General features: G+C 62.6%; 19 protein-coding genes and 1 pseudogene. 7 read left to right on the top strand and 13 right to left on the bottom strand.

The window, feature by feature from the left end:
• Positions 1-11 precede the first annotated feature (11 nt).
• Complete coding sequence (locus E7813_RS11555; protein ID WP_291573942.1) at positions 12-494, bottom strand: CinA family protein; 483 nt, start codon at positions 492-494, stop codon at positions 12-14.
• Entirely contained in the window at positions 491-1,438 is a 948-nt protein-coding gene (locus E7813_RS11550) for an MBL fold metallo-hydrolase (RefSeq protein ID WP_291573941.1), read from the bottom strand. Before E7813_RS11550 ends, E7813_RS11555 begins: the two co-directional genes overlap by 4 nt.
• 168 nt (positions 1,439-1,606) lie before the next feature.
• On the opposite strand from E7813_RS11550, the gene E7813_RS11545 reads away from it, so the two are divergent.
• The 3 genes from E7813_RS11545 to E7813_RS11535 all read left to right on the top strand — a co-directional run bounded on the left by E7813_RS11545 (position 1,607) and on the right by E7813_RS11535 (position 4,290).
• The gene (locus E7813_RS11545) at positions 1,607-2,692 is read left to right on the top strand and encodes an amidohydrolase family protein (RefSeq protein ID WP_291573939.1); all 1,086 of its coding nucleotides are present in this window, start codon (positions 1,607-1,609) and stop codon (positions 2,690-2,692) included.
• Complete coding sequence (locus E7813_RS11540) at positions 2,689-3,798, top strand: amidohydrolase family protein (RefSeq protein ID WP_291573937.1); 1,110 nt, start codon at positions 2,689-2,691, stop codon at positions 3,796-3,798. Before E7813_RS11545 ends, E7813_RS11540 begins: the two co-directional genes overlap by 4 nt.
• Positions 3,799-3,876: 78 nt before the next feature.
• Complete coding sequence (locus tag E7813_RS11535) at positions 3,877-4,290, top strand: Rieske (2Fe-2S) protein (protein ID WP_291573935.1); 414 nt, start codon at positions 3,877-3,879, stop codon at positions 4,288-4,290.
• Between the two features lie 67 nt (positions 4,291-4,357).
• On the opposite strand, the gene E7813_RS11530 is transcribed toward E7813_RS11535, so the two are convergent.
• Both E7813_RS11530 and E7813_RS11525 read right to left on the bottom strand, forming a co-directional pair.
• The gene (locus E7813_RS11530; protein WP_291573933.1) at positions 4,358-5,662 is read right to left on the bottom strand and encodes an MFS transporter; all 1,305 of its coding nucleotides are present in this window, start codon (positions 5,660-5,662) and stop codon (positions 4,358-4,360) included.
• Positions 5,663-5,818: 156 nt separating this feature from the next.
• Positions 5,819-6,718, bottom strand: coding sequence for a transcriptional regulator GcvA (locus tag E7813_RS11525; protein ID WP_291573932.1), 900 nt, complete (start codon positions 6,716-6,718; stop codon positions 5,819-5,821).
• Between the two features lie 115 nt (positions 6,719-6,833).
• Here E7813_RS11525 and E7813_RS11520 point away from each other — a divergent pair, with 115 nt between their 5' ends.
• A complete protein-coding gene (locus tag E7813_RS11520; RefSeq protein ID WP_291573930.1) occupies positions 6,834-7,037 on the top strand; it encodes a DUF1127 domain-containing protein in 204 nt (67 codons plus the stop codon).
• A gap of 71 nt (positions 7,038-7,108) precedes the next feature.
• The gene (locus tag E7813_RS11515; protein ID WP_291573928.1) at positions 7,109-7,723 is read left to right on the top strand and encodes a GNAT family N-acetyltransferase; all 615 of its coding nucleotides are present in this window, start codon (positions 7,109-7,111) and stop codon (positions 7,721-7,723) included.
• Position 7,724: 1 nt separating this feature from the next.
• Here the strand turns inward: E7813_RS11515 and E7813_RS11510 are convergent.
• The 3 genes and pseudogenes from E7813_RS11510 to E7813_RS11500 all read right to left on the bottom strand — a co-directional run bounded on the left by E7813_RS11510 (position 7,725) and on the right by E7813_RS11500 (position 10,402).
• A pseudogene (locus tag E7813_RS11510) lies at positions 7,725-8,499 on the bottom strand (enoyl-CoA hydratase).
• Between the two features lie 174 nt (positions 8,500-8,673).
• Positions 8,674-9,375 carry an SDR family NAD(P)-dependent oxidoreductase gene (locus E7813_RS11505; RefSeq protein ID WP_291573926.1) on the bottom strand — a complete coding sequence of 234 codons (702 nt, stop codon included), beginning with the start codon at positions 9,373-9,375 and terminating at the stop codon, positions 8,674-8,676.
• 28 nt (positions 9,376-9,403) lie between these two features.
• Positions 9,404-10,402, bottom strand: coding sequence for a glutathione S-transferase family protein (locus tag E7813_RS11500; protein WP_291573924.1), 999 nt, complete (start codon positions 10,400-10,402; stop codon positions 9,404-9,406).
• Between the two features lie 103 nt (positions 10,403-10,505).
• On the opposite strand from E7813_RS11500, the gene E7813_RS11495 reads away from it, so the two are divergent.
• Both E7813_RS11495 and E7813_RS11490 read left to right on the top strand, forming a co-directional pair.
• The gene (locus tag E7813_RS11495) at positions 10,506-12,290 is read left to right on the top strand and encodes an acyl-CoA dehydrogenase family protein (protein ID WP_291573922.1); all 1,785 of its coding nucleotides are present in this window, start codon (positions 10,506-10,508) and stop codon (positions 12,288-12,290) included.
• Positions 12,291-12,380: 90 nt separating this feature from the next.
• The gene (locus E7813_RS11490; RefSeq protein ID WP_291573920.1) at positions 12,381-13,469 is read left to right on the top strand and encodes a Zn-dependent alcohol dehydrogenase; all 1,089 of its coding nucleotides are present in this window, start codon (positions 12,381-12,383) and stop codon (positions 13,467-13,469) included.
• A gap of 104 nt (positions 13,470-13,573) precedes the next feature.
• Here E7813_RS11490 and E7813_RS11485 read toward each other — a convergent pair whose 3' ends face one another.
• The 6 genes from E7813_RS11485 to E7813_RS11460 form a co-directional block, all read right to left on the bottom strand.
• A complete protein-coding gene (locus tag E7813_RS11485) occupies positions 13,574-13,927 on the bottom strand; it encodes a nuclear transport factor 2 family protein (RefSeq protein ID WP_291573919.1) in 354 nt (117 codons plus the stop codon).
• A 113-nt stretch (positions 13,928-14,040) separates the two neighbouring features.
• A complete protein-coding gene (locus E7813_RS11480) occupies positions 14,041-15,513 on the bottom strand; it encodes an amidase (RefSeq protein WP_291573918.1) in 1,473 nt (490 codons plus the stop codon).
• 89 nt (positions 15,514-15,602) lie between these two features.
• On the bottom strand, positions 15,603-16,133 hold the full coding sequence (locus E7813_RS11475) for a cytochrome b (protein WP_291573916.1): 531 nt from the start codon (positions 16,131-16,133) through the stop codon (positions 15,603-15,605).
• Between the two features lie 73 nt (positions 16,134-16,206).
• A complete protein-coding gene (locus E7813_RS11470; protein ID WP_291573914.1) occupies positions 16,207-17,076 on the bottom strand; it encodes a hypothetical protein in 870 nt (289 codons plus the stop codon).
• 18 nt (positions 17,077-17,094) lie between these two features.
• The gene (gene mbfA / locus E7813_RS11465; protein WP_291573912.1) at positions 17,095-18,066 is read right to left on the bottom strand and encodes an iron exporter MbfA; all 972 of its coding nucleotides are present in this window, start codon (positions 18,064-18,066) and stop codon (positions 17,095-17,097) included.
• Between the two features lie 51 nt (positions 18,067-18,117).
• The gene (locus E7813_RS11460) at positions 18,118-19,293 is read right to left on the bottom strand and encodes an alpha/beta hydrolase (protein WP_291573910.1); all 1,176 of its coding nucleotides are present in this window, start codon (positions 19,291-19,293) and stop codon (positions 18,118-18,120) included.
• Positions 19,294-19,341 lie beyond the last annotated feature (48 nt).

Here is a 19,341-nt window from a genome sequence, read left to right as displayed (position 1 = left end):
TCCGAGAATCCTCAACGCTCCAGATTCTGCAACAGGAAATTCAGCGCCGTGCTTGCAAATACATGCATGTTGGCGACGCGGTCGGCGCTGCCGGTCTCGAGCGTCATCGTCGATTGATCCAGCCCCGCAACCGCCATGCAGCTATGGCCGGCGGCGTCACCGTAGCGGTTGCCGGTCGGCCCGGTCGCGCCGGTTTCGGACAGGCCCCAGTCGCAGGAAAACCGCCGTCGAATCTGGCTCGCCAGTAATTTGGCGTATGGTTCGGAAGCCGAGCGGATGCTCTTCATCGCGTCGTCGGGGATCTCCATCAGAATCCGCCGCGCGTCGCGGGTATAGACCACCGCCCCGCCGAGGAAATAGGCCGACGCGCCGGGCACCGCGAGCAGCGCCGCCGAGATCAGGCCGCCGGTCGAGGATTCCGCCACCGCGATGGTCTGGCGCCGCTCGATCAGTCTGGCGGCTATCTTTTCGGCGATCGAAACCAGCTCTTTCATGTCGCGCCCTTTCTGGTTTCTTTCTTGTCCGCGAGCGAATGCCAAACGACGCGGATAAAATTCCTGGCAGCAAGCTCGCTCGGCGCCCATTTGGCATCGAGGTCCGCGAAGGGCTTGGCTGCCACCACGTCGTCTTCGCTTTTGCCTTCTTTCACCAGTTTCGCCATCCGGTCGCGTGCGGTGACCAGCATGGTGCGGTATTCCATCAAGGCGGCCTTGTCGGCAAGCGGGCCGTGACCCGGAACGATTCGGCTCTTGGCATTGGTCAGCTTGAGATAGACATCGGTAGCGGCAATCATGCCCTTGATGTTGCCGCCATTGGCAAAGTCGATGTTGGGGTAATGACCGTTGGTGAAGGTATCGCCGGTCGACAACACGTTGGCGGTCTTGAACCAGACGTAGGTGTCGCCGTCGGTGTGGGCGTTCTCGATATGCTTGAGGTCGGCGACGCGGCCAAGGAGCCTGATCTGATGGGTTTTGGTGTAGGTTTTCGAAGGCAGCGCGTCCGGCGGCGCCGGCGGGGTGTTGACGCCGGTCAGGCCGTTGGTGGTGCCCGCGGCAAGCCGGTTCTTGACGTTGATTTCGGAGACGATGGTGACGCCGTCCTTGGCGAAGGGCGCATTGCCGCCGGTGTGGTCGCCATGAAAATGCGTGTCGATGAGATACTTGATCGGCTGGTTCGAGACCGTGGAGATGGCGGCCTTGATCTTGTCATGCAGCGGCGCGTATTCGCCGTCCACCATGATGATACCGTCCTTGGCCACCGCCACCGTGATGTTGCCGCCCTGGCCTTCGAGCATGTAGATGTTGTCGCCAAGGTCGGTGGTCTTGATTTCGACTTTGGAGAAATCCGGCGGCGGCGGGGCGGCCGGCGGCTGCTGCGCGATGGCCGCTCCGGCCAGCAGCATGGTGGTTGCGATAGCCGTGATTCCGATCCGAAGCATGAAAACCTCCTTGAGGCGCCGATTGACCGATTTCCTAGCACAGGATTGCATGGTTTGCGCCAGTTGCGAGCCGCCGGGGAGCCTGCTTGAATGCGGCACAACCAAACGGCGCGGTTTACCTGTTGCCGCGATTTGGACGTCCCGCAAGCTGATGGGGGAATGAAGGTCATGACGGCAGCGATCGCGGGCGGCGTGGATTGCGACCTGCATCCTGCCGTTCCTCATTTGACCAGTCTCTTGCCCTATCTCAACGATTATTGGCGCGACCAGGTGACCACAAGGGGAATGACCGATCTGGTGTCGCAGTCCTACCCGTCGAACTCGCCGATCACGTCGCGGCCGGACTGGCGGCCATCGCAGGGCAAGCCCGGCTCAAGCCTCGACGACATGAAGGCGCAGGCGCTCGATCGCTTCGGCGTCAGCTACGGCATCTGCAATCCGCTGTATGGCGTGCAGATGGTATTCAGCGAGGATATGGCGGACGCGTTCTGCCGTGCGCTGAACGACTGGCTGGCAAAGGAATGGCTCAACAAGGACACGCGGCTGCGCGGCTCGATCGTGATCCCGGTACAGAGCGTCGAGAAGTCGGTCGCGGAGATCGAGCGCTGTGCAAGGGACAAGCGTTTCGTCCAGGTCCTGATGCTGGTGATGGGCGACATGCCGCTCGGGAAGCGCGCCTATTGGCCGATCTACGCGGCGGCCGAGCGGCTGGGTCTGCCGGTCGGCGTCCACGCCGGCAGCAGTTATCACAACCCGCCCACATCGGTCGGCTGGGGCTCCTATCACATCGAGGATTACGTCGCCCAGGCGCAGGCCTTCCAGACCCAGTTGACCAGCCTGATCGTGGAAGGCGTTTTCGCCCGGCACCCGAACCTGAAAATGGTGATGCTGGAGTCGGGCTTCACCTGGCTGCCGTCCTATCTGTGGCGGCTGCATAAATTCTGGCGCGGCATCCGGATGGAAACCCCCTGGGTGGACCGGGCGCCAATGGAAATTGTGCGCAGCAACATCCGGTTTTCGCTGCAGCCGATCGATGCGCCGCCGGATCCGGCGACATTAAATCGCCTGTTTGACCATATGCAGTCCGACGAATTGCTCCTATTCTCAACCGATTATCCGCATTGGCAATTCGACGGCGATTCGGTGCTGCCTGAGGGGATTTCGCCTGAACTTGTGCGCAAGATCATGATCGACAACCCGCACGCGACCTACACTCGCCTGAAGGAATCGGCGGTCAAGGAGACGACGCCATGAACATGCAATTCCGCGCCAAGGCCGAGCCGGGTTCGGCCGCGGGCGTCAAGTCGGCGATTGCCGATTGCGATATCCATCCGGCTCGCAAGGGTCCCAAGGATCTTTACCCTTATCTGGCGAAGCGCTGGCATGCGCATCTCGAAACCTACGGCAAGCACCCCTACCAGGGCATGATGGAAGGCCCGCCATACCCGAAGGCGCAGCCGAACGCCTCGCGCCGCGACGCCTATCCGCCGGAAGGCGGCACGCAGGGCTCCTCGCTGTCGTTCATGCAAAAGCAGCATCTCGATCCGAACAACGTCGCACTTGGCGTGTTGTGTCCGCTCAAGACCGGGCAGGGCCTGCGCAACCAGGATTTGAGCGCAGCACTGGCCACCGCCATCAACGACTGGCAGATTGCGGAATGGACCAGCAAGGACAGCCGGTTGAAGGGCTCGGTCGTGGTCGCCAATGAGGATGGACCGGCAGCGGCCGCCGAAATCCGCAAGCGCGCCGGCGACAAGAATTTCGTGCAGGTACTGCTGCTCAGTCGTAACGTCGAGCCGCTCGGGCAGCGCCGCTACTGGCCGATCTACCAGGCCGCCGAGGAGGCGGGTTTGCCGATCGGCGTCCATGCCTTCGGCTTTGGCGGCAATCCGATCACCGCGTCGGGCTGGCCGAGCTACTACATCGAGGAGATGGTCGGCCATTCGCAGTGCCAGCAGACTGCGCTTGCCAGCATCGTGCTGGAGGGCGTGTTCGAGCGATACCCGAAACTCAAGATGATCATGATCGAGGCCGGGTTTGGCTGGGCGCCATCGCTGTCATGGCGGCTCGACAAGAACTGGCAGCGGATGAGGAGCGAAGTGCCGCACGTCAAGCGTCCGCCGTCGGAATATATCCGCGACCACATCTGGTGGACCACGCAACCGATGGAAGACCCTGAAAGGCGCGATCATCTGTTCGACGTGATCGACTGGGTCGGCTGGGACAAATTGCTGTTCGCGACCGATTATCCGCATTGGGATTATGACGAGCCGTCGCGCGTGCTCCCCGCCGGCGTCAGCGACGCCAACCGCGAAGCGTTTTATCTCGGCAATGCGCGGAAGCTTTACGGGCTCGCATAGCATGATCCGGAAAAGTGGGAACCGGTTTTCCCGGACAAGCGGCTTCGTTTGTCCAAAGATCGTGCGTCAGAGAATAACATGACGCGTCACGTGATCGCCCCGGTGGACCAGTTGCCGCCGGGCACGCGCAAATTCCTCACCATCGATGAGCGCCCCATTGCGGTCTTCAATATCAACGGCGAGTTTTTCGGCCTCCTGAACCGCTGCCCGCATCAAGGTGCTGCGCTGTGCGAGGGGCCGCTGATCGGGCTCGCGCAGTCGTCCAATCCCGGCGACATCGAATATACCAGGCTCGGCGAGATCATCCGCTGTCCCTGGCACGGCTGGGAATTCGATATCCGCACCGGACAATCCTACTGCGACCCGAAACGCTTTCGCGCCAAGGCCTATCCCGTCAATGTCGAGCCGGGCTCCAGCGTGGTGAAGGGCCCCTATGTGGCAGAAACGCTCGCGGTGTCCGTCGAAAGCGACTACGTGGTGGTGGATTTGTAGCGGCCGGCCGCGGCCCTCATCCTGAGGAGCGCGCTCACGCGGTCGCTCCTCAGGGCAGGGAGGCCAGCTACGCCGCGACCGCTGCCCGCGCGGCGACGGCGTTCTCGCGATAGATCAAAAGTGCGGCGATGGCACCGCTTGCCGCGGCGCACATCAGCCAGAAGCCGGGCGATGCCTTGTCGCCGGTCATCGCGATCAGCTTGGTTGCCGCAAACGGCGTGAAGGTGCCGAACAGGGCTGCGGCCAGCGCAAAGGCCAGCGAGAAACAGGTGGTTCGGACATGCGCCGGCACGATTTCAACCAGCGCGCCCAGCATGGTGCCGCTGTAGACGCCGAAGTAGAACGAAAACATCAGTTCGACGGCCAGCAACTTGCCAAACGTCGGCGCGGCGGTAAGCCAGAGCAACGCTGGATAGGCGGTCAGGAACGACAGGCATGCAATCGTCAGCAACACCGGCTTGCGGCCGATCCGGTCGGACACCGCGCCGCCGACCGGATTCCAGATGAAGTTGGTCACGGCCACCATGAGGGTGACCAAGAGGCTGTCCTGGGCGGATAGTTTCAGCTCCTTGCCAAAGGACGGCGTATAGACGGTGACGAAGTAGAAGGTCACGGTGGTCATGACCGCCAGCATCATTCCAAGCAGGATGATCTTCCAGTTGACCGCCGCCGAATTGAACACTTCCGACGTGGTCGGATGCTTCTTCATCGACAGGAACGCCGGGGTTTCTTCCAGCGTCCGGCGCAGCACGAAGATAAAGGGAATGATCAGACAGCCGATGAAGAACGGAATCCGCCAGCCCCATGCCGCGATCGTATCCGCTGGCATCATCGCGTTCAGGGTAAAGCCGATGATGGCGGCGACGAAAATCGCGACCTGCTGGCTCGAGGACTGGAACGAGGTATAGAAACCCCTGTTACCGGGCGTGGCGATCTCGGAGAGATAGACCGACACGCCGCCAAGTTCGACGCCGGCCGAAAATCCCTGCAGCAAACGGCCGATCAGCACGATGATCGGTGCGGCAACGCCGATGGTGGCATAGGTCGGACAGAACGCGATGATGATCGTGCCCATGGCCATGATCGCCAGCGTGACGATCAGGCCGAGGCGGCGGCCGATCCGGTCGATATAGGCGCCGAGCACCACGGCGCCGACGGGGCGCATCAGGGCGCCCAGCCAGAATACCCCGAAGGTATTGAGCAATGCGGCGGTCTCATCCTGCGACGGAAAGAACGCCTTGGCGATCAAGGGGGCATAAAAGCCGAACAGGAAGAAATCGAACTGCTCGAGGAAGTTGCCGCTGGTCGCGCGCAGAATGGCGCCGATGCGTGACTTGATCTGCGGCGGTTGTGAGGTTGACGTTTGCGACATTGCGAGTTTCTCCCCGTGTCGATAGAGCCGGTGCGGAAAGGTTTCTCGCTGGCCGACAATTGCTGTTCTTGAGCGCCAATTTGCCATGTCCGCCCGGCGCGACCAACCGAAAAACGCGCATTGGGCCCGATATCGCGCCGCACGCAGGCGATATCTTCAGGCTTTGTTCTGCACCGAAGCGATCAGCCATTGCCGGAATGCCGAGAGTTTCGGCGAGTCCGCCCGCGCCGCGGGCGAGACGAGATAGAAGCCGGCGTCGGCCGGCAAGGTGATCTTGAAGGGAACCACGAGGCGGCCCTTGGCGATATCGGCCTCCACATAGGAGGTTCGGCCCATCGCCACGCCGATTCCATCGAGCGCGGCCTGAACCGTCATCAAGATCAGGTCGAAGGTCAGCCCGGGTGACTTGGAGATGCTCGCCGGCAGCCCTGCCGCCGTAAGCCACAACCGCCAGTCGTCGTCATAGCCTCCGCTGGTATGCAACAGCGTCTGATGGGCCAGATCTTCCGCGCACTGCAGCGGCCTCGGTCCCTCAAGCAGCGCCGGGCTGCAGACCGGAAACAACTGGTCGGCCATCAGCCAATCGGCGCGCAGGCCGGGCCATTGGCCGCGGCCATAGCGGATTGCCGCATCGACGTCGCCGCTTTTGAAATCGACCAGCGCGGTCGAGGTGGTGATGCGGACGTCAATGCCGGGATGGGCTTCCTGGAATGCGGAAAGCCGCGGCAAAAGCCACTTCGCCGCGAGCGACGCCAGCGTGCTGACGGTCAGCACGCGCTCGTTGTCCTTGCGCAACAGCCGGTCGGTGGCGAGTCGCAGGTCGTTGAACGCCGCGCGGATGCCCGGCAGATATTCCTTGGCCTCCGGCGTCAGCGCCAGCGCGCGATTCTGCCGGATGAACAGGCTGATCCCCAACTCTTCTTCGAGCCTGCGGATCTGGTGGCTGATCGCGGTTTGCGTGACGTTCAGTTCGGACGCCGCATTGGTGAAGCTCAGGTGCCGGGCGGCAGCCTCGAACGCCCGCAATCCGTTCAGCGATGGCAGTCGGGCGGTCATTTTCGGGTCTGTTGATACATGAGTTTATATCATCTGATACGGCACAAAGTGTCGTTTGTCGAAAGCCCCTGAAACGCAGATGTTGACTGTAAGAGATTAGCTTTAGGAGATGAAAATGTCCACGCTTTCACATCAATCGATGATAAATCATCATGGTTCGGGGCTTTTGGCGCAAATCAGCGAAAAGCTCCATATCTGGCGTGACCGTCGGCGCCAGCGTCAGGAATTGGCCCAGTGGACCGACCGCGACCTGCACGACGTCGGCCTTTCCTGGAGCGATATCGTTCACGAGGCCGAAAAGCCGTTTTGGCGGGCGTAAACGCAGCCGAGGCCGGCGTTGCCCTCGAGGGGACGCCGGCCGTTCTTTTTCGAAACCGACGGGAGCTTGCGATGACCGCGCTTCGTCTCGATGACCTCCGGCAACATTCGGATATCCTGCGGTTGCGCACCGGCAAATCGCTGACGCTGCGCTTTGTCGAGCCCGGAGATGCCGAAATCCTGCAAGCCTACTTCCGCGCGCTCTCGACCCGCTCCCGCTATAATCGTTTCCTCGGAGCAATCCGCGAGCTTCCGCAAACCTTGCTCGGTCATTTCATCCATGCCGGCGAGGACGATCGTTTCAGCGTGATCGCGGTCATGACGATCGATGGCATCGAGACCGTCGTTGGCGAGGCCCGTTACGGGTTCGAAGCCGATACCAGGCGTTTCGAGTTCGGGCTGTCGGTCGACGACCGCTGGCAGGGCCAGGGCATCGGTTCGGCATTGTTGCGGAACCTGGAATGCCGCGCCGCGGCGCTGGGCGCAGAACTCGTGTTCGGCGATACCTTGCGGTCCAATGATGTCATGATCGGGCTTGCCCGCAAATCAGGGTTTGCCTTTGCGCCGACGCCCGGCGACTGGAAGCTGGTGCGTTTCGAGAAACACATCGACGCAGCTCCGCAAGACATTCCCTGCGCAAGCTGGCGGCTTGCGGCGGAGCGGATCGCGCATCAGGCCGCGATTTGATTTAGCTGCCCTTGAACAGCCCTTTCCGCTTTTCGATAAACGCCTGCACCGCTTCGCGGTGATCCGCGGTCATGGTGGTACGGATCAGGCGTTCCGCCTCATGGTCGCGCGCAGTGGCGAAATCGAACAGCAACGCTTCGTCGAGATTGTCCTTCATGTAGCGCAGCGCAACGGTCGGCCCTTCCGCCATCGATTTGGCGAGCGTGAAAGCTTCGTCCTGAAGTTTGCCGTCCGGCACCACGCGGTTGACGAGCCCGATCGCCTCGCATCTGATGGCATCGACCTTGTCGGCGGTGAACATCAACTCCCGTGCCCGCGAGGTGCCGACCAGCCGGGTCAACAGCCACGCGATGCCATAGTCGCCGCTCAAGCCCACCCGCAGGTAGCCGGTGGAAACGAACGCCGATTCCGCGGCGATACGGATATCGCAAGCCATGGCGATGGCGAGGCCGGCACCCACCGCGGGGCCGGGCAATGCCGCGATGGTTGGCTTGCGCACCGAGACCAGCGCGCCGGTGAGGAGACGCTGGCGTTCCTGCAGGTCCGCGACCTTCTCGTCATAGGACATTTCGAGCTTTTTCTTGTCGCGATGCGCGCCCATGCCCTTGACGTTGCCGCCGGCGCAGAACGCCGATCCGGCGCCGGTGATCAGCAGCGCGCCGACGTCCGGGTTCTCGCCGCAGGCCTTGATCATGGTGCGCAACGCCGGCGACGCGGTCACGGATGGTGCACAGCAATTCACTGGTGCCGGTATCGATGGTGATTTCGGTGGTCATGTCGTCGCTCCCGTGCGCGCTCGCCTTCAGTAAAACCGGTCGTCATACCCCGCGAAGGCGGGTATCCAGTAATCGCCGGCATTCCGAGAAGGTCTCCGGTGCCGCGGCCCACTGGATCATCCGCCTACGCGGATGATGACATCGGTATATGTGGTTGCATCATCGACCCCGATGTCAAAACTTCTCGACCCAAGGCCGCAATTCCAGTTCCCAGGTCCAGGCACTGCGCGGTTGCCGCAGCACGTTCCAGTAACTCAAGGCGATGGCGTCGGGATCGAGCATCGAATCCGGCCGGTCGGCAGGTTCGGTGCGCGCAGCACTGCGGATGCCGCCGTCGATGACAAAATGCGCGACGTGAATTCCCTGCGGCGACAATTCGCGGGCCATGCTCTGCGCAAGACCCCGCAGCGCGAACTTGCCCATCGCGAAGGGGGCTGATTGCGGATAGCCCTTGACGCTGGCGGAGGCGCCGGTGAACAGGATCGCACCATGATTGTTGGGCAGCATCCGCCTCGCGGCCTGCTGCGCCACCAGGAATCCGCCATAGGCGCTGACGGCAATCGCCTGTGCGACGTCGGCGGCGACCAGGTCGACGAAGGCGCCGCGCGCCCGCCCGCTGGCATTGTAGACGACGAGGTCGGGCACCGCGACTTCCCGCTCGACCAGCCCGAAGAGGCGCTCGACCTCGTCGGGCTCGGTCGCGTTGCAGGCAAACGCGCGTGCGCCGGTCTCGCTGCAGAGCGCGCCGAGCTTTTCGATCTTGCGCGCCGCCAGCGCAACCCGGATGCCTTCGCGGGCAAACAGCCGCGCCAGCGAAGCACTGAGGCCCTCGCCGGCGCCGACAATGAGGGCGGTTTTATATTTCGGGATTTCCATGGGCGTTTCCTTGTCTTGAATGGCAGTTTCAGCCGCGCAGTCCGGTCAGACAACCGGCAGCCTCCAGAACGGGATCGAGCGCGGTCTTGTCGGCGACCTCGGCGTATTTCGCGCGCAACACGCCGAGCGACCGGGCGTGATATTTTTGCGGTTTCTGGGTCCAGGTATTGTCGCCGAGCTTTACGCTGAATTCCTCCTTTGCTTCGGCAAGCGCTTTCTCGTTGGCGCATGTCCACGGCATGAATTGCCGGCCGACATGCTTCGTCAGGATCGGCATCAGCGTCGGTTCAAGCGTGGACCAGGTCTCGAACGGACCTTCGGCCTTTGGCCACAGCATGCGGTGCACCCAGTCCAGCACATGCGGCGCGCCGCCGCCGATCAGGGCGCCGGCGGTCGGATCGGTCCACATTTCGTAGATCTGTCCCCATAGGCCGAAATCACCCAGCGCCGGCCGGCCGCCAAACAAATAGGGCCGGCTCGCAAGACGATTATCCAGCAGCCGAAGCATATCGAGGAAGCCGGCCTCGATCTGCGGCGCGGTCACCGCGTTGGAGCCGACGAACCAGATCCTGTCCACCATGCGGGCCCGCACCTGACCGGCGAGCGCTTGATGTTCCTGTTCGCTGGCCCTGGGACCGCGCATCCGCGCGATGCGTCCGGCCGAACTGATCTGGTCGACATCGCGGGCCCAGCGGTAGTGAAACATCCATTTATTGCCCCACTCGTCACCGAATTCCTCGATCAACACGGAAACAAAGCGCGCGACGGGATCATCGGGATGGATCGACGGCTCCGGATGAAGTTTTTCGGTTCTGTCGATGATCGGCGTCGAGTCCTGGACACCGGTACCGTCGGGCGTCACCACCAGCGGGATAATCGGCATTTTGGCGTATTTCTCGTATTCCGCCTGGCTGTCGGCGTTTCGCAAAATCCATTGATAGGGAATGGCTTTGTAGCGAAAATAGGAGCGCACCTTGACCGAATAGGGCGACATCTCGGCGCCGAAGATGCGATAGCCTTCTGCCATGGGGCGACCCTCCCGATATGCTCTCGACGGCTTTATCGCCTGTTTTATCCAGGGGATGATCTATATCATCTAAACCACCGAGCGGAACGAACAAGAGCGGCAAATGCATCAACGAGCCAGCAACGACGATGTGACGTCTTTAGCCGATCAGCCGGGACTGCTTGCACCGGATACGTCGGGCATGAATTTCTACCGGGCCGATGCGGCGCTGACGGATCTGCTTCGTATCCATCTGCCGGACGTGCTGTTTCGTCATATCGAGCCGCATCTCGACCGGCTGGGCGCGCTCGCCGGTGGTCATCTCGACGAATGCGCGCGGCTTGCCGACCGGCACACCCCGGTGCTGCACCAGCGCGACCGCTTCGGCCGCGACGCCCAATGGATCGAGTACCATCCGGCCTATCGCGAACTGGAGCGCAATGCCTTCGGTGAATTCGGCATTCACGCGATGTCGGTCCGCAAAGGCATTCTCGGCTGGCCGGAACCGTATCCGGTGGTAGCCAAGCACGCCTTTACGTTTCTGTTCAACCAGGCCGAGTTCGGTCTGGGATGTCCGATCAACGTTACCGACGGGTGCGCCAAGCTATTGTCGAAATTCGGCGACGAGGCGCTGAAGGCGAAATACCTCGATGGTCTCACGCAAACCGACATGGGCAAGTTGACCCAGGGCGGCCAGTTCATGACCGAGAAGGAAGGCGGCTCCGACGTCGGCAAGCTCACCACGACCGCCGTGCGGGAAGGCGATCACTGGCGTCTGTCGGGCGAGAAGTGGTTCTGCTCCAACGCGGACGCCGAAGTCGTGATGTTGCTGGCGCGGCCGCAAGGCGCCGTCGGCGGCACCCGCGGCGTCGGCCTGTTTCTGATGCCGCGACGGCTGGAGGACGGTTCGCCCAACCACTACCGGATCGTGCGTCTCAAGGACAAGCTCGGCACCCGCTCGATGGCGTCGGGCGAGATCAAGCTGGAAGGCGCTGTCGGCTACGCGGTCGGCAGGCTCGATCGCGGTTTTGTGCAGATGGCCGAGATGGTCAACTCGTCGCGGCTTTCCAACGGCGTCAAATCGACCGCGCTAATGCGCCGCGCCCATCATGATGCGATGACGGTGGCGCAAAACCGCGTGGTGTTCGGACAGCGCATCATCGACCTGCCGCTGGCGCGGCGGCAGTTGATGAAGATCATGCTGGCGACCGAGCAGGCGCTGTCGATGAGTTTTCTCACCGCGGACGCGCTCGACCGCGCCGAGGCCGGCAGCCAGGACGCGGCGGCCTTGTTGCGCATCCTGACGCCGACGTTGAAATTCCGCGCCACCCGCGACGCGCGCAAGGTCTGCGGCGACGCGTTGGAGATGCGCGGCGGCATCGGCTATATCGAGGAATTCGCTACCGCCCGGCTGCTACGCGACGCCCATCTCGGCTCGATCTGGGAAGGCACCGGCAACATCGTGGCGCTCGACGCGCTCAAGCGCGCGGTCGGCCGCCACGGCGCCGATGCGGCGCTGGCTGCCGACCTGCACGCCCGTCTCGACGACAGCGCCAATGTGCCGCAGGCCTGGCGCGATCGTTTGCGCGAACTGACCGACCGGGCCATCGGCTTTGCCCGCGAGGTGGCCGCCCGCGCCGACAATGAAGCCGAGGCGCGGCGCGCCACCAGCCTGCTCTATCATGTCGCCAGTGCGGTGGCGCTGGCGTGGGAGGGCGGACGCATCCACGCGATGCGCGGCGATGCCCGCCGGCTGCTGCTGTCGCGCATGGTGATCGATCATCGCGTGTCGGCGAAAGATCCGTTCCGGCTCACGGAAAATGCAGTTCAGCGCGCGATAGCGGACCATCTGCTCGGCGACCGCGCCGCCGGCATCGCCGAGGTTGGCGAATTGCTCGTTGCGGCGTAGGCTCACTTTACCTCTCCCACAAGGAGAGAAGTCGCCCACCGCCGCTATTCAAGTAGTTGTGTTACAAAACGTAAAAAAGAGGAAACACCGATGAAGGCCGCTGTCCTGCATGAAGTCAACAAGCCGCTGGTGATCGAGGATGTCAGCCTGACGAAGCCCGGCCCGCGCGAGGTCCTGATCCGCACCTCCGTCGCCGGGCTCTGTCACTCCGACCTGCATTTCATGGAAGGGCTCTATCCGCATCCGCTGCCGGCGGTGCTCGGTCACGAGTCCGCAGGCGTCGTCGAACAGGTCGGGTCCGACGTGACTTACGTCAAACCCGGCGATCACGTGGTGACGTGCCTGTCAGTGTTTTGCGGCACCTGCGACAATTGCTCGACCGGGCGGCCGGTGCTGTGCACCGACACCACGGTGAAGATGTTGCCGGGGCAATCCAACCGGTTGTCGTGGGCGCGCTCGGAAAAACTGAACCAGTTTCTCAACCTGTCGTCGTTCGCCGAGCAGATGCTGGTGCACGAGAACGCCATCGTCAAAATCCGCAAGGACATGCCGCTGGAACTGGCGGCGCTGATCGGCTGCGGCGTCATCACCGGCTATGGCGCCGTGGTCAATACCGCCAAGGTCGCGCCCGGCGAGACCGTGGTGGTGATCGGCTGCGGCGGGGTCGGCATGGCCGCGATCAACGGCGCGCAGATCGCCGGCGCCGGCCGCATCATCGCGGTCGACACCAACCCGGCGAAGCTGCAACTGGCCACCAAGCTCGGCGCCACCGACATCGTCGATCCCCGCAACGGCGACGTGGTGCAGCAGGTGCGCAATCTCACCAATGGCGGCGTGCATCACTCGTTCGAGGTGCTCGGCCGCAAGGAAACCGCCGAGCAGGCCTTTGCGATGCTGGCGCCCGGGGGTACCGCGACCATCGTAGGCATGATCCCGTTCGGCCAGAAGATCGAGCTGCACGGCTTCGACTTCCTGCGCGAGCGCAAGATCCAGGGCTCGTCGATGGGCTCGAACCACTTCCGCGTCGACATGCCACGGCTGATCGAATTCTACATGCGCGGCAGGCTGCATCTGGAGGACTGGATTTCGGCGAAGCTGAAGCTGTCCGAGATCAACGAAGGCTTTGCCGCGATGAAGGCCGGCAAGACCGTACGCAGCGTGATCATGTTCGATGCGTAGCCTGCTCTATCGTCATGCGCGGGCTTGACCCGCGCATCCATCAATCTTCGTAAAGAGTCCTTCGAAGCGCGATGGTTTGCCGGGTCAAGCCCGGCAATGACAGGCTACCGCGAAACATGCGCCGATACCGCCAGCCAGCGGCCGTTCTGCCTGGCCCAGCAGTCGGTGTAACGGCCCGAGGCCGGCTTTCCGTCCGGGGTCGTATAGCTGGTGCGTGCGTGGATGATGGCGAAGTCGCCCATCACGCGAATCTTGACTTCATCGGCGACGAGATTCCTGATCGTCACGGGGATTGCGGTCTGCTTGAGAAAACCGGCGCGGTCGACCAGAGACTTGTCGGGATTCGAGCAATAGAAATCCTGCGCCAGAATTTCGTCGAAGCGTTTGACGTCCGAATTCTGCACCGAGGCGACGTAATCGCGATTGAGCTTCGTCAGTTCGTCGATGTCGTTGCTCATGGATTTTTCTTTCTTCGTCATTGCGGGGCGCGCGTTAGCGCGAACCCGGAATTTCGTGTAGTAAATTATGCATTCCGGGTTCAGGCGTGCGGGCTGCCCCGGAATGACGCGCACTAATCATCGAACATCGGCGGTGGCACAAACCCGCCGAATTCGCGCTCGATCAGTTCGGCCAGCTTCAACGGCGTGCGATCTTCCAGCCACGGACCGACAATCTGCACGCCGACCGGCAGGCCTCCCGGCGACAGGCCGATCGGTATCGCGGTCGCCGGCAGGCCGGGCAAGGTGGCGATGCCGGGCCATGCCAGTTGATCGGGATATGGATATCCCCTGCCGTCGATGTCGATGCGGCGGGTTTCCTGGTCCGCCGAATGGTCGTGCGGATAGGCCGGCGTCGGCATGATCGGGCAGATCACCGCGTCGTAGTTCTTGAACAGTTCGCGCCACTGCGCCCGCAGGCGTGCGCGCCCGCCGTCGGCGACGACCCAGTCGCGGTGGCTAAGCGCGATGCCGCGCAGGCGCTCGGCGGCAAGGCTCATGGCTTCGGCGGGCAACGCCTCCGCCGCGGCCTTTACGCCCGCATAGACCTCGGGTGGGAAAAAAGCGCCGGTGAACGACATGAGCATCCGCATATAGAGCCGTGACGAGGCGGCGAAGTCCGGCAGTAGCGGACTCTGACGATCTACCTTGACGCCCGTCTTGTCGAGATTGGCGGCCAGCGTGTTGAGGCTTCCACGCACGACTTTGTCGGTCGGCATCACCGGATCGGTATCAATGAGCAGCACACGAAAATCTTTCAGTGCACTGTGGCGCGATGGCGGCAGTGCGAGCGTGTAGCCTTTGCCTGCGTCCAGCGGATCAGGTCCTGCGATGGTGTCCAGCAACAGAGAGAGATCGGCCGCGCCGCGCGCCATCGGTCCGATAACGGCGAGGTCGCGGTCGAACGGCAGCGGCGGCATCTGCGGTGCGATGTGGCCGCGGACCGCGATGAGGTTGAACGTCGGTTTGTGCGCATAAACGCCGCAGTGAAACGCCGGCACCCGCAACGAGCCGCCGATATCGGAGCCGAGCGACAGCGCCCCATAGCCCGCCGCGAGCGCAGCCGACGATCCGCCGGAGGAGCCGCCGGGCGTACGGCCGAGGTCGAACGGGTTATTGGTGGTGCCGTAGATATCGTTGTAGCTCTGCCAGTCGGCGAGTCCCACCGGCACGTTGGTCTTGCCGAGGATGACGCCGCCGGCGTCCTTGACGCGGGAGATCGACAACGCGTCTTCGGAAGCGATGAAATCCTTGTGCTCCGGGAAGCCCCAGGTCGTCGGCAAGCCGGCGACGTTGTAGGATTCCTTCACCGTTATCGGGATGCCGAGCAGCGGTTTGCTTTCGCCGCGCGCGCGGGCCGCGTCGGCGGCACGGGCGGCGTCGAGACCACGTGCGAAATCTCGAACGCAGACCGCATTGATTTTGGAATCGTGGCGCTCGATGCGGCCGATCGCGTCCTGCGCCAGCTCCACTGCCGATACTTTCCTTGCCGCCAGCGCTGCCAACAATTCAGTCGCCGTCTTGAAGCTCCATTGCGATTTGGCCAAAGGCGTTTGTCCCGCTTCCCGTCTGCTTGCGATAGATGATGCCCCGTTCTGGCGGTCGCCGCCAGACGGCTATTGCGGGCGGAGGACCGCTATCCCGGCAGCATCCGCTGCATGATGCGGTCGCGGTAGATGAAGATGTGGACCAGCGCCGTCGCCGCATGGAGGCCGATCACCGCCAGCAACGCCCATTCCATCGCCTGATGCAGGCCGTCGATCGATTCGCCGGCCGCCGCATTTTCCGAACCCAGCATCGGCAGCGGGAAAAGATAGAAGAATGACACTCCCCAGCCGCGAAACGACGCGAACACCCAGCCGGTGACGGTCGTGGCCAATACCAACGCATAGAGCAGCCAATGAATGGCTTCCGAACTCATCCGCTGCCACGGCGGAAGCGAACTCTCCGGGGCAACGGGGTGCGTGAGCCGCCATGCAAACCGGAAAACGATGAGCAGCAGGATCAGGATTCCAGACGAGATATGCAAGGTCATGGGCGCACCGGGTTTCAAGCCGCGATGAATGTCCGGCATTAGCCAGCCGATCAGATATTGCACGAGCAGAAGCGCCACACTGAGCCAGTGGAATACCTTCGCGGTGGTGCCGTATTGCAAACGATCGGTCATGAGGTTCTCTAAGCTGTATGAGCGGGGTTTGTTCCGAGGGCGTCGGACAGCTCGGCGCGTAATACACGTTCCGTCAGGGTTGAGCGAGCCGTGACGAGGGGCGCGCCATCGGATTGACGGGTCCGGCGGCGGCGCGGTCGCCTGCGGCGGGATTAGCGCTGGGCACCGGGAACGCGTATCCCACGATCGTCTTGATGACGAAGCGATCGGAGGCCGGCGTCAAGCCGTAGCCAACGCCGAAATTCACGTCAAAGACGCCGAGCTTGAAATCGGTCACCGCGAATAGCGTGTGCTGTTGATCGACCAGCTTGGCGAAGTGCCCGATTTCGCCGAAGTCGGCATAATACTCCAGACCCACCGACAAATCCGGGACGAGCTTTCGCGCCAGGCGTGCTGCGGGCGTAAAGTCGGCCTCGCCATATTTTCCGAAGCTGATGTCCACGATCGGGTTAACGATAAATTCGTAGTCCGCGTTGCGGATGCCGATAATCGGCCGTATCTCCAGCCCAAATCTTGATTGCGAGAATTTCGGCGTCGTGTTGCTGAATTCGAAGTTGACGCCATAGAAAAAACTGCGCTGCGCGGCGTTGGGCGAGACAAACAGGCTCCGCAGCTTGAAGGAGTCCGACAGGAATTGCCGGTCCTGGATGGCGAAGGGCAAGTATAGTCCGACCTCCCACCAGTCGGTGACGCCGTAAGCGAATTCCGGCGTCCCGTTGATGCTGTGATTGGAGACGAGGCCGCCTGGAAACGGCGGATCCTTGAGCCCGACCGCAACATAGTTGAGATGCTGCTGGATCGTGAACTGACCGGGTGCCGCGATGTCGGCATTGTAGACCTGGATTTCGTCGGTGGCCTTCGCCGGTTGCGCCAGCGCGACCGGCAAAGCCGCCCCGGCCAGCAGGCAGAGCTGACACCGCATAGCGTGCCTGGAAGGTTTCATGATCGTTCCGGCGTGCGCCTACGCCGCCCCGATGAGAATGCCGACGGCGAGCACGATGACGCCGCCGAGCACGATCTGGAACACCGCCTGCAGGAACGGTGTGTCCATGTACCGCGCGCGAATATAGGCGATGGCCCATAATTCGAAGAACACCACGACGCCGGCAATCGTGGTCGCGATCCAGAACGCATTGGCCCAGGAGTCGGGTACCAGATAGGGCATGGAGTGACCGAGACCGCCAAGCGCCGTCATCACGCCGCTGGCCGCTCCGCGCAGCCACGGCGAACCGCGCCCGGTCAGCGATCCATCGTCGGACAGCGCTTCCGCAAAACCCATGCTGATGCCGGCGCCGATCGAGGCGGCGAGGCCGACCAGGAATGTCTGCCAGTTCTGATGGGTCGCAAAGGCCGCGGCGAACAGCGGCGCCAGCGTCGACACCGATCCATCCATCAATCCGGCGAGACCCGGCTGCACATATTGCAGCACGAACACGCGCCGGCGGGTTTTGTCCTCCTCGGCACGCACGTCCGGACTGAGGATCTGATCGGTCAGTCTGGCCGCGACTTTCTCGTGGCCTTTTTCCGCTTCCGCCAAATCGCCGAGTAGCCTGCGAACGCCGACATCCTGGGTTTGCTCGGCGGCCTTGACATAGAATCGCTCGGCTTCGAACTCCATCGTGCCGACTTCCTTGCGGATGGTGTCGAGCGACAGGTTCTTGGTCAGCCAGATCGGGCGGCGGCGCAAAAATCCCCGCACATTGTCCCGTCGAATCGGCGGAAGGTTCTTGCCGAAACGCTCCTGATAGAGTTCCAGCAACCGGTGGCGATGGCCAGTTTCCTCCTCCGCCATCTCCTCGAATATCTTGGCCGACTCCGGATAGCGTCCTGCGAGATCTTCCGCGAACGTCATGTAGATCCGGCTGTCTTCTTCTTCCGAGGAGATCGCAACCGCCAGCACTTCGCGCTCGGTCAAATCGGCGAAATTCTTCACGACGATGCCTTTTTATCAATTTAGAATAGTTCTAAATATAGGCAGGCATGGTCAGGAGGTCAAATCCATTCGACCGCGCGCGTGGGCTTGCTGCAGGAACGAAATGAGCAACCGGCTCACCTGCTCGGGCTGCTCCTGTTGCACCCAATGTCCGGCGCCATCGACCAGATGACAGCCGATCATCCGGGTACAGGCGGTCGACTGCATCGCCTCGTAGACGCCGGGGCGCTGGTAGGTTCCCCAGTCCTGCTTGCCCGAGATGAAACAGGACGGCACGTTGATGCTGCGGCCCGAATAAGTTTCGAGTTCGGCGGTGAACGCACCCGAAGTGCCGCAGCGATACCATTGCAGCCCGCCCTGGAATCCATTGCGGGTATATTCGGCGCTATAGACCGCCAGTTCGCGGTCGGGCAGCCATTGGTTGGTGGCGATCGCGGCGGCCGACGGCATTTCCTCGGCGACGGTCTCGGCCATGTTCCTGGCCAGATCCATTACGTAATAGGTCGGCAGTTTTGCCAACTCGCCCGCGGTCCAGCCTTTGAGCGGATAAGGCTTGTTGTCCTTCCAGTCCGCGCTCTTGTGATGGTAATAGGCGCGCAGGAAATCATGCACGCCTTGCCGTGCGCGATGCATGTCGGCATCGGCCTCACGGGTCGAGTAATACCATTGATAATGCTTGCGCGGACGCGGCAGCGCCGCAAGCTCGCGATGCACGGGGTCTTCGGGTTTGGGCTGGAACGGCGCGTCCGCTGTGTTGAAGGGCAGCGGCGGCGGCCCCGCAAACGGTGCGCTCATCAGTGCGACCGATCGAAATACATCCGGCCGCACCAGCGCGCACCAGGCGGCGACCGAACTGCCGAAATCATGGCCGACCACGGCATCCACGCTGCGATAGCCGAACGCAGCGACAAGGCCCAGCGCGTCGCGGACCAGATTAAGCAGCCGGAACGAGTTGAGGTTGCCGTCGTAATTTCCATCCCAGCCGGTGGTGCGGCCGTAGCCGCGCTGGTCCGGCGCGATCACGTGATAGCCCGCTGCCGCCAACCGCGGCATCACCTTGCGCCAGCTATAGGCCAGTTCGGGAAAACCATGCAGCAGCAGGATGCAAGGCCGGCCGCGCGTCTCGTAGCCGGCTTCCAGCACATGCATGCGCAGGCCGTTGATGCTCTCGACGAAGCGCGCGCGGATGGTGGAGGGGAGCGGGATGTCGGGGAGGGGTTCAGTCATCCAGTTCGCCGCTTTGTTGATCGGGGCGCCTCCCTTCTTCCCCTCTCC

Source organism: Bradyrhizobium sp. (assembly GCF_004799405.1).
Lineage (GTDB): Bacteria > Pseudomonadota > Alphaproteobacteria > Rhizobiales > Xanthobacteraceae > Bradyrhizobium.
Note: the sequence above shows the minus strand (reverse complement) of the source record. Positions and strands in the feature narration are given on the sequence as shown.